This is a genomic window from Streptomyces sp. Ag109_O5-1, from assembly GCF_003814875.1.
In the GTDB taxonomy this organism is placed as follows: Bacteria; Actinomycetota; Actinomycetes; order Streptomycetales; family Streptomycetaceae; genus Streptomyces; species Streptomyces sasae.
In genome coordinates, this window is record NZ_RKQF01000001.1 from 2,744,967 (window position 1) to 2,757,997 (window position 13,031).

Sequence of the window (13,031 nt, forward strand, 5' to 3'; positions counted from 1 at the left end):
ACCGGCCGTCCACTCAGACGCGCCATTCCCCCCTCTTGCTGGAGATTCCCATGACCGACAACCTCGTCACGACCCCGTTCGGCGCGCAGACGACCGCCGCGGAGACACTGGCCGGCATCGACCTGAGCGGCCGGCGCGCCGTCGTCACCGGAGGCGCCTCCGGCATCGGACGGGAGACCGCGCGGGTCCTCTCCGCCGCCGGCGCCGAGGTGGTCGTCGGGGTACGCAACCTGGCCGCAGGAGTGCAGGTCGCCGAGGAGATCACCCCGTCGGGCGGCCCCGGAACGGTGCGCGCCGCGAGGCTCGACCTCGCCGACCAGACCTCCGTACGCGCCTTCCTGGAAGCATGGCAGGGACCGCTGCACATCCTGGTCCTCAACGCCGGCGTGATGGCTTCGCCGCTGGAGCGGACGAAGGAGGGCTGGGAGATGCAGTTCGCCACCAACCACCTCGGTCACTTCGCCCTGGCCGCCGGTCTGCACAGCGCCCTGGCGGCCGCCCACGGCGCACGCGTGGTCACCGTCAGCTCGGTCGGCCACGTCAACGGCGACGTGTTCTTCGACGACATCAACTTCGAGCAGCGCCCCTACGACCCCTGGGCGGCCTACAGCCAGTCCAAGACCGCCAATGTCCTGTTCGCGGTCGAGGCGGGCCGCCGCTGGGCTCCCGACTCGATCGCCGTCAACGCCCTGAACCCTGGCCGCATCACCAGCACCCGGCTCGGCCGCCACATCGGGGACATCTCCAACAGCCCGTCCTCGTTCGACGCCACCAGCACCGATGTGTCCTGGAAGAACATCGAGCAGGGTGCGGCAACCTCGGTACTGCTCGCCGCCTCCCCGCTGGTCGAAGGTGTGACCGGCCGCTACTTCGAGGACTGCAACGAGGCCGGCCCGCACCGGCCCGGTGTGCGCCGGGGAGTGGCCGCCCACGCCGTGGACCCGAGGAACGCGGCCCGCCTGTGGCAGATCTCCCTCGACATGGTCGCAACCGCCGCCACGACGGTCTGACGACCACGTCATCGGCCATCTCCGCGATACCGCCGCGTGACCGTTCGCGCCCGGAGCGACCGTTTGCCGCGCGGCGCCAGCAGCGGCATCGGCGCGGCCCGCCCTGAGCCTGGCCGCGGAGGGTGCCGTCGTCTCGCTCGTTGCCCGACGCCGAGACCGGCTCGAAGGGCCGGCCGAGAAGATCCACGCAGAGGGCGGGAAGGCGCGCCACCCGTCGGCCCGCTCGCTACGCGGCGAACGGCCCGGGTATCTCCCCCGACCCCCGCTGGATCAGCCGGGTCGGCATGACCACCGTGCGCGGTGGTGAGACGTCGCCGTGGATCCGGGCGAAGAGGAGGTGGGCCGCGCTGGTCGCGAGGGCCACCGGGTCCTGGGCGATCACCGTGACCGGCGGAGTCAGCCGGGCGGCGAGCGCGAAGTCGTCGAAGGCGATGAACGCCAGGTCGGCGGGGAGGACGGTGAGGGCGCCGAAGGCGAGGAGTTCGTTGCCGGCCAGGAGGGCCGTCGGCGGGTCGGGAAGGGCCAGGAGGGCGGTGACGGCCGTGGCCGCCTCCGCGCCCGACCGTATGCCGTCCCTGACCAATGCCGGGTCGGGCGCGATCCCCGCCGACTCCAGCGCTGCCAGATAGCCGCGCCGGCGTTCGCCGAACGTCCAGATCTCCGGCGTGTCGCCGATGTACCCGATGCGGCGGTGACCGTGCGCCACCAGGCGGCCGACGGCCTCCCGCACCGCGCCGAAGTTGTCGACCACCACGGCGTCCACGTCCAGGCCGGGTGCCGCCCGGTCCACGCAGACGATCTTCGTGCCCTGTGCCTGGGCGGGGCGCAGGAAGCGGTGGCTGCCCGCGGCCGGGGTGAGGATCAGACCGTCGACCCGGCGGGCGGTGAACGCGGCGATCACCTCGCGCGCCCGGCGCGGGTCGGCCCGGCTGGAGCCGATGAGCATGACGCTGCCGCGCTGCCGGGCGACGTCCTCGGCGGCGGAGGCCACGGCCGCCATGAAGGGGTCGGCGACGTCGTCGACCAACAGCCCTATGGTCTGGCTGAGTTGGTCCGTACGGCGCAACTGGCGTGCCACATCGTCGCGTTGGTAGCCGAGTTTGCGGACCGCGGCCTCCACGCGTGCGGCGGTCCTCGGGGCGACGGCCGAATCGCCGTTGACAACCCGGGACACCGTCATCGCGCTGACGCCCGCTTCCGCGGCAACGTCCTTCATGGTCGGCCGGGTCGCTGTCACGCCACGTCCTCCACCTGCGTCACGTTTGAGCGTCGACTCGTTAACGTTACCAACTCGGCGGCATATCAACGCCCGTGCAAACAACGGGAGATGGGGACGGATCCGGGAGTGCCGACCGCCGTCTGCAGCACCCTTGACACCCCGCTGTGAGCGCCCCAAGAATCAGCCAAGCTGTTAACGATACCAACCAGAAGGCACAACATGGCCTCTGCAAGGGAACCACTGCTCACGGCACATGGAGTGGTCAAACGTTTCGGCCACGTCCAGGCGCTCTCGGGCGCCGATTTCACGGCATACCCCGGCGAGGTCGTCGCCCTCATCGGCGACAACGGCGCCGGCAAGTCCACTCTGGTGAACGTCCTGTCGGGCGTGCTCTCCCCCGACGCCGGTGAAGTCCGCCTGGACGGCGAGCCGGTGCGGTTCTCCGGGCCGATGGACGCACAACGGCACGGCGTGGAGACCGTGTACCAGGATCTGTCGCTCGCACCCGATCTCGACGCGGCGGCCAATCTCTATCTCGGCCGGGAGATCCTGCGCGGCGGGCTGCTCGGGCGCATCGGCGTCCTGGACCGGCCCGCGATGCGCCGGGAGGCGGTCAGGGCCTTCGCTGAACTCGGCGTGGAGCTCAAGGATGTGACGGCCGCTGTGACAACGTTGTCGGGTGGGCAGCGGCAGTCCGTCGCGGTGGCGCGTGCGGTCGCCTTCGCCCACAAGGTCATCTTCATGGACGAGCCGACCGCCGCCCTGGGGGTCGTCCAGCGCGCCCGCGTGCTGGAGACCGTCCGCAGGGTCGCCGACCGGGGCATCTGTGTCGTGCTGATCAGTCACAACATGCCCGAGGTGCTGTCGGTCGCGGACCGGGTGGAGGTGCTGCGGCTGGGCCGGCGGGTCGCGTCGTACACCGCCGCGGACACCACGATCGAGGAACTCGTCGGGGCGATGACCGGCTCGCTGGACGGGCCGAACGGGGGCAAGGAAGCGGAGGACGGACGATGACGGCCGAGAGCGAGAAGGCCCCCGCGGCCGTCGACAGCCGTGCCGGCGTGCCGGACTGGCTCCGGCGTGCGGCAACCCTCAACGAACTGTGGACCTTTGTGATCCTCCTGGCGCTGGTGGTGTTCTTCACCATCGCCGCGCCGGGCAAGTTCTTCACCACCTACGACATCACCCAGATCGCCGTGAACGCGGCCATCTACCTGGTCCTCGGCGTCGGCATGACGTTCGTGATCATCACGGCGGGCATCGATCTGTCGATCGGGTCGGTGCTGGTGCTGGCCGCGGTGGCGGCGGGTGAGTACAACATCCATCACGGCGGGCCGGCTTCGGGCTGGGGCACGGTCGCGTTCTCGGCCGTCATCGCGCTGGCCGTGGGCACGGCGTGGGGCGCGTTGCAGGGCGTGGTGGTGGCGACCGGCAAGGTGCCGCCGCTGATCGTGACGCTGGGCGGGCTCGGCGCGGCGCTGGGGATCGCCGAACTCGCCACCGGCGGCCAGGACCCGGCCGGTGCGGCCTCCACCCATCTGCAGAACAGCCTGGGCTTCGGCAAGGTGCTCGGCATTCCCTGGATGGTGATCCTGGCGGCCGTGGTCACGGCGATCTTCGGCGCGGTGCTGGGCAGTACCCGGTTCGGCGAGCACACTCTCGCCATCGGGTCGAACCCGACTGCCGTACGGCGGGCGGGTATTCCGGTGGGCCGCCAGCTGGTGAAGGTGTACGGCCTGATGGGGCTGCTGGCCGGGCTGGGCGCGGTGATGTGGCTGGCGTCCTACGGCACCACGTCGATCGCCGGGCACTCCACCGACAACCTCAAGGTGATCACCGCGGTGGTCCTGGGCGGGACCAGCCTGTTCGGCGGGCGGGGTTCGGTGCTGGGCACGGTGATCGGCGTGTTCATCCCGGCGGTGCTGACCACCGGGCTGATCGTGATCGGCGTCCAGCAGTACTGGCAGGACGTGGCGGTGGGCGTGGTGCTCGTCGTGGCCGTCTACATCGACCAGATGCGCAGGAAGACCCGGGAACGCGCATGACGGGCCCGCGGACGACGGATTCGTGCATGACTACTCGATCGCGCAGGACGCAGGACAAGGAGAACTCTGTGATGGGGAGCATTCGCAGCAGGCGCGGGTTGCTGGTCGCGGTGGGCACCATTCTGGCCCTGGGCGCGGCCTCGGCATGCAGCTCGTCCAACGACAGTGGCAGTTCGGGGAGTTCGGGCGGTGCCAAGGGCAAGAAGGTTCGGCTGATCACGGGTGTGAAGAGCGACCCGTTCTACATCACCATGACCTGTGCCGCCCAGCAGGAGGCCAAGGCCAAGGGCATGGACTTCACGGCGGACGGTTCCGCGCAGTGGGACGTGTCGGTGCAGCGCCCGCTGCTCGACTCGGTGGCGGCGGCCCGCCCGGACGGGCTGCTGATCTCGCCGGTCGACACCAGCGCGCTGACGCCGTCGCTCAAGCAGATCCAGTCGTCGGGCACCAAAGTGGCGCTGGTGGACACCACGGTGACCGACACGTCGATCGGCATCACCCGGATCTCGTCGGACAACGAGAAGGGCGGCCGGGTCGCCGCCGACGCGCTGGCCAAGCTGATGAACGAGAAGGGCTCGGTCATCGTCATCAGCGTCAAGCCCGGCGTGTCGACGACCGACGCGCGGATCAAGGGCTTCACGGAGGAGATGGGCAAGTACCCGGACATCAAGGTGCTGCCGACGCTCTACGACAACGACCTGCCGGCCACCGCCGCCTCCCAGATCCAGTCGACGCTCGCCGCCCACCCGGACCTGGGAGGGGTGTTCGCGGGCAACACCAACACCGGTACGGGTATCGCCACCGGGCTGAAGCAGGCAGGCAAGCAGGGTGCGGTGAAGGTGGCCGCGTTCGACGCCGAGCCCGACGAGGTCGCCGCGCTGAAGGCGAACACCCTCCAGGTGCTGGTCGCCCAGGACCCGGCGGCGATCGGCCGGCAGGCGGTGGACCAGCTCGCGAACGCCTTCGAGGGCAAGTCGGTCGGCAAGAGCATCGGCACCGACATGGTGGCGATCACGAAGGACAACATGGGCGACCCGTCGGTCAGCAAGTACTTCTACAAGTCGCAGTGCTGACGCTCCGACCCAGCTGACGGGCAGTCAACGGCCGGGTGGACCCGCCTCTTGGGTCCCCCCGGCCGCCGGTCGTGCGGGCGGCTCAGCTCAGCGAGCAGGAGTCGCCGTTCAGCGTGAAGCCGTACGGCGAGGAGTTGCTGCCGCTCCAGGTGCCGAGGAACCCGAAGGACAGCGTGCCGTTCGCGGCGACCGACTGGTTGTAGGAGGCGGCGTCCGCGGTGACCTGGGCGCCGTTCTGGCTGACGCTGGCGTCCCACATCTGGGTGACCTTCTGGCCGTCCCGGAAGGACCACTGGACCCGCCAGCCGGCCAGCGCCCGGGGGGTGGTGACGGTGACGGTCGCCTGGAAGCCGTCCTTCCACTGGTTGACCAGGTCGTAGGAGACCTTGCAGGTGGCCGCCGCGCTCGGGCTCGGGCTCGGGTCGGCGGAGTTGCCGGTCTTGTGGCTGGTGCTCGCCGTCGGCGTGGAGGTGCCCTGGGGCTCCGGGTCGGGGTTGTTGTCGCCCGGCTTGCCCGCGCTCGCCGAGGTGGACGGGGCGGCGGAGGCCGTGTGGGCGGTGGGGGTCGGATCGGCGGACGGGATGGCGGCGGTGGGGTCGGCGACCGGCTGACGGTCGTCGTGGGAGGCGGCGGCCGTGTCGTCGCCGGAGCCACCGCCCATCGGCATCATCGACACGCCGAGCGCCACCAGGGAGATCAGCACCGCCGCGCCGAGCAGGCCGTGCCGCAGCACCTTGCTCCGGCCGCTGCCCTCCTTGGGGTCGCCGCCGTCGCTGTCGGCGACGCCCGGCCGGGCCCCGAGCCGGACCTCGGCCGCGCGGCGGCGGCGCTCCAGGTAGGCGAGGCCGCCCCAGCCGATGACCCCGCCGGCGAGCGCCGCGGGCAGTCCGCCGCCGTGCAGCCGCAGACAGGCGGCGGCCTCGGCGCACTGCACACAGGTGGCAAGGTGCCGGGAGAGGTCGTCGGGCGTGTCGGCGGCCGAGGACCGGGTGACCGCGTCGAGGAGCCGGGCGTAGCTGCGGCACTCGGCGTCCATCGGCGTGTCGAGGTGGGCGCGGTGGCAGCGGTCCCGGAAGAGCGCGCGCACCTGTTCCAGCTCCTGGGCGGCGACGACCGGGTCGAGGCCGAGCCGGCGCGCCACGGAGGACAGGGGCAGCGCCTCCACCTCGGCCAGCCACAGCAGTTCGGCGTCCGCCTCCTGCATGTCCCGCAGGCCGCGCAGCGCGACGGGCCGCTGCAACGGCAGCCCCGTATAACGCGTGGCCTTCTCGGAGTTGAGCCACAGCCGGAGGTCCGGGTCGAGTTTGTGCCCGAGTCCCGAGGTCTCCCAGCCGGCGGCCGTGTTGCGGACCGCGGTGAGCAGCAGCGGGATCATCGGCAGCCGGGCGGCGCGCCGTCCGGTGCCGCGCCCGGGAGTGAAGTCCGTGTCGCGGGCCTCGCGCATACCCAGCGCGAAAGCATCGGTGGCCAGTTGATTGGCCGTCAGAGAGCCGGACGTGCACAGGTCGGCGTAGGAGAGCACCGCGTCCCAGCATTCGGAGAACAGCGCTGCCTCGGCGGCGTCCTGAGGGGTCGGCAGGTCGGTCATGGTCTCCTGCATCCAAAGCGAGGTCAACTCACCATATTGGCCATGGAGTTGGGGGGAACCTCGCGGCAGGACCGCAGCTTTTCACGTCTCCTGCACAACTGACAAGCGGCATATTCAAAACCGGATACCGGTGGTCGTGCCACGGGTTCGCCCCGTCACCTTTACCACCGGTCCCCGGTGTCACGTCAACCACTGTGCTCAGCACCGTGCCCGGTGCCGCGACCCACAACTCCGGCCTCTTGTACGGACCGCGACCACCATTCGACTCACCGTTCCCGTGAGTCTCCTCCACCTCTCCGGTTCGGATCAGGCCCCCGCCGACTCCGCGACCGACTCGTCGGCCGTCTCCCGCGCCGGAAGGCTGTCCATGAAGGAGCTCACGGAGAATACGGCACGGCCGGGTCCGGGCGGGCCGTAGCCGGGGGGCGAGGAGAGACCGAAGTCCTCCATCGTCTGACGATAGGCCTGGAGCAGCCGGATGTGGTACTCCAGCGGGGCGCCCTGCGGGTTGGCCTTGCCGAGCGGGGTGGTCGGCTCGGGGCACCAGGTGGTGAACCGGGGCGTGATCCCGTGCGACATGAAGAAGCGCAGGCCCTCGGTGGTGGAGGCGATCGCCTCGTCGACGGTCTTGAACCCGAAGGGCTCGGCCATCTCCACACCGGCCACGAAGTTGGGGATCACATTGCGCGCGCCGAAGATCTCGGCCGAGTCCAGGATCCGCTTGTGCCACTCGTCCCGGCCGACGTACCGCTCCTTGCCCGGGCAGTACATCTTGAACAGGTACTCGTCCCACACCTCGTAGTTGGGGTGGTAGATCTGCACGCCGTAGTCCTTGAAGCGCTGCACGTCGTCACGCGGCAGCGCCTGGGCGACGACCTTGCCGATCCAGCGGCCCGGGAACCGCTCCTCGATGGCCTTGGCGTAGCGCCCGTAGAAGTCGGCCTCGTCCCGCCCGCCGACGGTCTTGGTGATCGCGCCGCCGGTCAGCGTGTAGGCGGTGGACGCCTTCGCGGTGTCGTAGCGGTCGATGATCTCCAGCGCCTCCAGGACCTCCTCCACGTCCTTGACGCCGGTGTACGGCCGTCCGGCCGCCTTGTGCTGGCGCCAGTTGTGGTTGATGTCGCAGTACTGGCACTCCTCCTTGGCGCCGAAGTACTGGCAGACCCGGAAGACGGTGAGGTAGATCAGGTAGCCCCACTGGATGGTCGGGGCGACCTCCATCACGGACTTCCCGTTGGAGAGCTTGTGCCGGTAGTACTCCGGCATCGGAGGCACCCCGACGTCGGCGATCCGCTTCCCGTCGAGATAGAGGCCGAGCATGCCCTCCTCGTCCGCGGCCACCCGGTACGGCGAGGTGGGGTTCACCCGCACCGACACCACGGTCCGGCGCAGGTCGTACGGCCCGCCGGTGAGGATGATCTCCTCCGGGGGCCGGCGCAGCGCGGCCTCGCCCAGTTCGGGCAGGGTGCCGTGGTCGAAGGAGAAGATGAAGTACGACTTCGGCTTGACCTCGCCGCTCTCGTTGTCGCTCAGCGCGGACGGGTCGAAGGCCACACCGCCCCGGAGCAGGTCCTCCTTGAAGACGGCTTCCCTCGGTACATGCGGGAACCTCTCCATCAGATCCTCGACCAGCGCGGTACGGCTGCCCATCCCGTGTCTCCTCCCGGCTCAGGCGTTCGACTCCTCACGGTATGCCCCCGCTCGTTGGTCAGCCGTGCCGGGTCCCCTCTCGGCGCGCGATGTGTCCCGGTACGGCCGTGTCCGGGGGCAGTACGGGATCCGTCACCGGGGTACCCCAGACCGAGGTCAGGGGCAGCACCCCCGCCCAGAGCCCGAGCTCGGCGTCCGGTCCGTCGCCGTCCTCCGGTGCGCCGGTACGGATCTTGACGGAGGCCTCCGCCAGGGAGAGGGCGAGCAGCGTGGTGGCCGCCAGCTCCTTGCGGTTCGGCCGGCGGGCGTACGACCACTGGCCCGGCGCCGAGTGTTCGGTGAGCAGCCGCAGGCCCGCCAGCTTCTCCTCCGGGTCGGTCACCTTGCGGGCCGTGCCGTGGATCATCGCGCTGCGGTAGTTGACGCCGTGCTCGAAGACGGACCGGGCCAGCACCAGACCGTCCACATGGGTGACGGTGACGCACACCGGGGTGCCGCCCGCGAGGCTGCGGCTGGCGACCGAGCCGTGCAGGTACAGGTGCCGCTCGTCCCGCCCGTACACCGTCGGCACGACCAGCGGCCGCCCCTCGACCACCACCCCCAGATGACAGACGAACCCGGCGTCCAGAATCGCCTCCAGATCGGCCCGGTCGAGGCTGCCCTGCTCGCGCAGCCGGCGGTGCCGGGTGAGGTCGGTGCTGGGGAGGAGCGGAGGCAGCGAGTCGGTGGCCATACCGGCACGCTACCGATACCGCAGCGCAATGACCACCATGTTGCCGATCACGGCAATATCCACCCACAGGACAACGAAATCCGCAGCCCACTGCCGCCCCTCAACTGCTCCCGGCGCGTCGGGTCGACTCCCGCAGCACCACATGCGTCCCCAGCACCAGATGCTGGCCGTCCGGCAGCTCGTCGCGGTGCAGGGCGAGGCGGACGGCCGCGCGCCCCAGTTCCTCCTGGGGCACATGGACCGTGGTGAGCGTCGGGTAGACGTCCCGGGCGACCGGGATGTCGTCGTACCCGGCCACCGCGATGTCCTCCGGTATACGGCGGCCGGACTCCCGTACCGCCTGGATCACACCCGAGGCGATCATGTCGGTGGCCGCGAAGATCGCCGTGAACTCCTTCCCGGAGGCGAGGAGTTCACGGGTCGCCTGGTAGCCGTACGAGCGGGAGAAGACGCCGTCGACGATCAGGTCCGGGTCCGGCGCGAGGCCGAGCAGTTCATGGGCGCGGGTGAAGCCGGCGATGCGCTGGGCGCTGGTGGACAGCCCCGGGACGCGGCCGAGGTAGGCGATGCGCCGGTGGCCGCCGGAGAGGAGGTGGCCGGTGAGGGCGAAGGCGCCGCCCTCGTTGTCGTAGTCGACGACGGTGGCCGGGACGCCCGGGCCGAGCGGCGGCCTGCCCACCAGCACCAGCCGGGAACCGGCCCGGTCCAGGGCGTGCGCGAAGTGGGTCATCCGGTCGTGGTAGGCCTTGTCCTCAAGGGCGCCGCCCACCACGATCACCGCGTCGGCCCGCTGCTCCCGCATGGTCTCGACGACGGCGAGGATGCGCCTCGGGTCGCCGTGCGTGGTGCAGAGCATGCAGAGCCGGCCCTCCGCCGAGGCCTGCTCCTCGACCCCGCGGGCGATGTGCGCGTAGAAGGGGCCGGTGACGTCGTCGACGACGAAGGCGACCGTCTTGTTGGTGGCGCCACCGAGCGCGCGGGCGTGCGCGTTGACCACGTAGTCCAGCTCGCGCATCGCCTTCATGACCTTGGCGCGGGTCGCGGTGGCCACCGGATAGGTGCCCCCCAGGACCCGGGAGACGGTCGACGCGGACACCCCGGCCCGGGCGGCCACGTCCCGCACCGTCGAGGCGTCCCCGTTCGGCGCCGGCTGCGTTCTCTTCACCACCGCTCGGCTCCCCTTCCTCGCGTGTTCAGGTCACCCTACGAGACGGCCGTCACGCGGCCCGCTCCAGGACCGAGTGGTCGATGGCGTACAGCAGACCGTCGCCGGCCAGCAGGCGCTCGGCCTCCTCCACGACGGTGAGGCCGAGCCTCGCCACCTCGTTGCCCTGCGAGCCAGCGAGGTGCGGGGTGACGAAGGCGTTGGGAAGGTCGAAGAGGGGGGAGTCGGCGGGCAGCGGCTCGGGGTCGGTCACGTCCAGGATCGCGGTGAGGCGGCCGGTGCGCAGTTCCGCGATCAGGGCCTCGTGGTCGAGGAGCGAACCCCGCGCGGTGTTGATCAGCACGGATCCGTCCGGCATCAGGGCGAGTTCGCGGGCGCCGAGGAGATGCCTGGTCTCGGGGGTCTGCGGGGCGTGCACGGTGACGATGTGCGAGGTGCGCAGGAGTTCGTCCAGCGGCAGCAGGGGTACGCCCAGGCGCGCCGCCTCCACCTCGTCGACATAGGGGTCGGCGAGGCTGACCACCAGGTCGTACGGGCGCAGGAGTTCGATCAGTCGACGGCCGATGCGAGAGGCGCCGACGATGCCGACGCGGCGGTGGAAGTTGCCGATGCCGGGGACGATGTCGCCGTACGGGAAGGTGCGGCGGGTGCGCAGCAGGTCACGGAAGGCGAAGACGTCCTTCCCGGCGAGCAGGATCATCGCGAGGGTGTACTCCGCGACCGGCAGCGCGTTGGCGGCGGCGGCCGAGGAGACGACGATGCCGCGCCGCCAGACCTCGGGTGTGGTGAACCCCTTCACCGAGCCGGCCGCGTGCAGCACCGCGCGCAGCTTGGGCGCCGCGTCCAGGGCCGCCACGTCGAGGACCGGGCAGCCCCAGCCGGTGACGAGGACCTCGGTGCGGGCGAGCGTCTCCCGTACCCGGGGATCGGTGAGGTCGTGCGCCACCAGAGTGGGATCGATTTCTACACACTCGCGCAGACGCGCGAGCACCTCCGGCGGAAAGATGTGCGGCATGTTCTCGGCTGTCATGGCGAACAGTGCCTGGGGACGCTCGGGCAAGGAAGTGACCTTCCGGCTCGGTGACGCGCGGATAGCAACCGGTCTCTACCGTAGGTCTCGGCGAATGAGAGGGTCAATGGACACGCACTCCCCGGAGGACGACGGAGTGTGATGCAGGACGACGGAGGACGACACGGATGGGACGACAGAGATGACGGATCCGGTGCAGACGGTCACCAACTGGGCGCGCAACATCACCTACACGGCGAAGGAGTTCCACCGCCCGCACTCGCTCGACGCGCTCCGGGCCCTGGTGGCCGGCAGTGCGCGGGTACGGGTGCTGGGCAGCGGGCACTCCTTCAACCGCATCGCCGATCCGGGCCCGGCGGGTGTGCTGGTCTCGATCGCCGAACTGCCTTCCGCGATCGAGGTGGACACGGCGGCCCGTACGGTCCGGGTCGCGGGCGGGGTCCGCTATGCCGAACTGGCCCGCGCCGTCCACGCGCACGGCCTGGCGCTGCCCAACATGGCCTCGCTGCCGCACATCTCGGTGGCCGGTTCCGTAGCCACCGGCACCCACGGCTCCGGCGTGGCCAACGGGTCGCTCGCGGCGCCGGTACGGGAGGTGGAGCTGGTCCTCGCCGACGGCTCGACGCGGACCCTGGCCCGCGGGGACGCCGGCTTCGAAGGCGCCGTGACCTCGCTGGGTGCGCTCGGTGTCGTCACCGCGCTCACCCTGGAGCTGGAGCCGGCGTACCGGGTCGAGCAGACGGTGTACGTCGAACTGCCCCTGGAGGGGCTGGACTTCACCGCCGTGTCCGGGGCCGCGTACAGCGTGAGCCTGTTCACCGACTGGCGGGAACCGGGCTTCAGGCAGGTGTGGGTGAAGCGGCGCACCGACCGGCCCGCCGTGGACTTCCACTGGGCCGCGCCCGCGACGGAGGCGATGCACCCGGTGCCGGGCATGCCGGGCCGCAACTGCACCGAGCAGTTCGGGGTGCCGGGGCCCTGGCACGAGCGACTCCCGCACTTCCGGGCGGAGTTCACACCGAGCAGCGGGGACGAGCTCCAGTCGGAGTACCTGCTGCCGCGGTCGACGGCGCTCGACGCGCTGCATGCCGTCGACGGCATCCGGCGGACGGTCGCCCCCGTGCTGCAGACCTGCGAGGTGCGGACGATCGCCGCCGATCCGCAGTGGCTCAGCCCCGCCCACGGCCGGGACTCGGTCGCCCTGCACTTCACCTGGACCGACGACACGGCGGCCGTACTGCCGGTGGTGCGTGAACTGGAGGCGGCACTGGAGCCGTTCGACCCGCGGCCGCACTGGGGCAAGGTGTACACCGCCCCCGCCGAACTGCTCCGCGGCCGTTATCCGCGGCTCGACGACTTCCGGTCCCTGGTCCGGACCCTGGACCCCGGTGGGAAGTTCGCGAACCCCTTCGTACAGGATGTACTGGGCGTGTGAGGGACCGGATGCCCCCGAACGGGCGGGCGACTTAATAAAACCCTTTTCCTAATATCTTGTCGAAAGTCCTCGCAGCCCATAGC

The 13,031-nt window shown here is 70.7% G+C and carries 11 protein-coding genes; 5 read left to right on the forward strand and 6 right to left on the reverse strand.

Features of this window, described 5'->3' with window-relative positions:
- The first annotated feature begins 50 nt into the window (after nt 1-50).
- Nucleotides 51-1,010 carry an SDR family NAD(P)-dependent oxidoreductase gene (locus EDD90_RS12280; protein WP_185149054.1) on the forward strand — a complete coding sequence of 320 codons (960 nt, stop codon included), beginning with the start codon at nt 51-53 and terminating at the stop codon, nt 1,008-1,010.
- Nucleotides 1,011-1,236: 226 nt separating this feature from the next.
- Here EDD90_RS12280 and EDD90_RS12290 read toward each other — a convergent pair whose 3' ends face one another.
- The gene (locus tag EDD90_RS12290; RefSeq protein WP_311737207.1) at nt 1,237-2,247 is read right to left on the reverse strand and encodes a LacI family DNA-binding transcriptional regulator; all 1,011 of its coding nucleotides are present in this window, start codon (nt 2,245-2,247) and stop codon (nt 1,237-1,239) included.
- A gap of 201 nt (nt 2,248-2,448) precedes the next feature.
- Here EDD90_RS12290 and EDD90_RS12295 point away from each other — a divergent pair, with 201 nt between their 5' ends.
- The 3 genes from EDD90_RS12295 to EDD90_RS12305 all read left to right on the forward strand — a co-directional run bounded on the left by EDD90_RS12295 (nt 2,449) and on the right by EDD90_RS12305 (nt 5,347).
- A complete protein-coding gene (locus EDD90_RS12295) occupies nt 2,449-3,243 on the forward strand; it encodes an ATP-binding cassette domain-containing protein (RefSeq protein WP_123973041.1) in 795 nt (264 codons plus the stop codon).
- Nucleotides 3,240-4,274 (forward strand): ABC transporter permease, encoded by a 1,035-nt coding sequence (locus EDD90_RS12300; RefSeq protein ID WP_123973042.1) that lies wholly within the window; start codon nt 3,240-3,242, stop codon nt 4,272-4,274. The genes EDD90_RS12295 and EDD90_RS12300 overlap by 4 nt, the downstream gene beginning before the upstream one ends.
- 71 nt (nt 4,275-4,345) lie before the next feature.
- Entirely contained in the window at nt 4,346-5,347 is a 1,002-nt protein-coding gene (locus tag EDD90_RS12305; protein ID WP_123973043.1) for an ABC transporter substrate-binding protein, read from the forward strand.
- Between the two features lie 82 nt (nt 5,348-5,429).
- Here the strand turns inward: EDD90_RS12305 and EDD90_RS12310 are convergent, their stop codons facing one another.
- From EDD90_RS12310 to EDD90_RS12330, 5 genes are all read right to left on the reverse strand, one after another.
- A complete protein-coding gene (locus EDD90_RS12310) occupies nt 5,430-6,935 on the reverse strand; it encodes a cellulose-binding domain-containing protein (protein ID WP_123973044.1) in 1,506 nt (501 codons plus the stop codon).
- 306 nt (nt 6,936-7,241) lie between these two features.
- Nucleotides 7,242-8,585 (reverse strand): radical SAM protein, encoded by a 1,344-nt coding sequence (locus EDD90_RS12315; RefSeq protein WP_123973045.1) that lies wholly within the window; start codon nt 8,583-8,585, stop codon nt 7,242-7,244.
- Between the two features lie 58 nt (nt 8,586-8,643).
- The gene (locus EDD90_RS12320; RefSeq protein WP_123973046.1) at nt 8,644-9,318 is read right to left on the reverse strand and encodes a pyridoxamine 5'-phosphate oxidase family protein; all 675 of its coding nucleotides are present in this window, start codon (nt 9,316-9,318) and stop codon (nt 8,644-8,646) included.
- A 100-nt stretch (nt 9,319-9,418) separates the two neighbouring features.
- Nucleotides 9,419-10,483 (reverse strand): LacI family DNA-binding transcriptional regulator, encoded by a 1,065-nt coding sequence (locus EDD90_RS12325; RefSeq protein ID WP_185149597.1) that lies wholly within the window; start codon nt 10,481-10,483, stop codon nt 9,419-9,421.
- A 52-nt stretch (nt 10,484-10,535) separates the two neighbouring features.
- Nucleotides 10,536-11,543, reverse strand: a complete 1,008-nt coding sequence (locus tag EDD90_RS12330; RefSeq protein ID WP_123973048.1) for a hydroxyacid dehydrogenase — start codon at nt 11,541-11,543, stop codon at nt 10,536-10,538.
- A gap of 151 nt (nt 11,544-11,694) precedes the next feature.
- Here EDD90_RS12330 and EDD90_RS12335 point away from each other — a divergent pair, with 151 nt between their 5' ends.
- On the forward strand, nt 11,695-12,948 hold the full coding sequence (locus EDD90_RS12335) for an FAD-binding protein (RefSeq protein ID WP_123973049.1): 1,254 nt from the start codon (nt 11,695-11,697) through the stop codon (nt 12,946-12,948).
- The last annotated feature ends 83 nt before the right edge of the window (nt 12,949-13,031 follow it).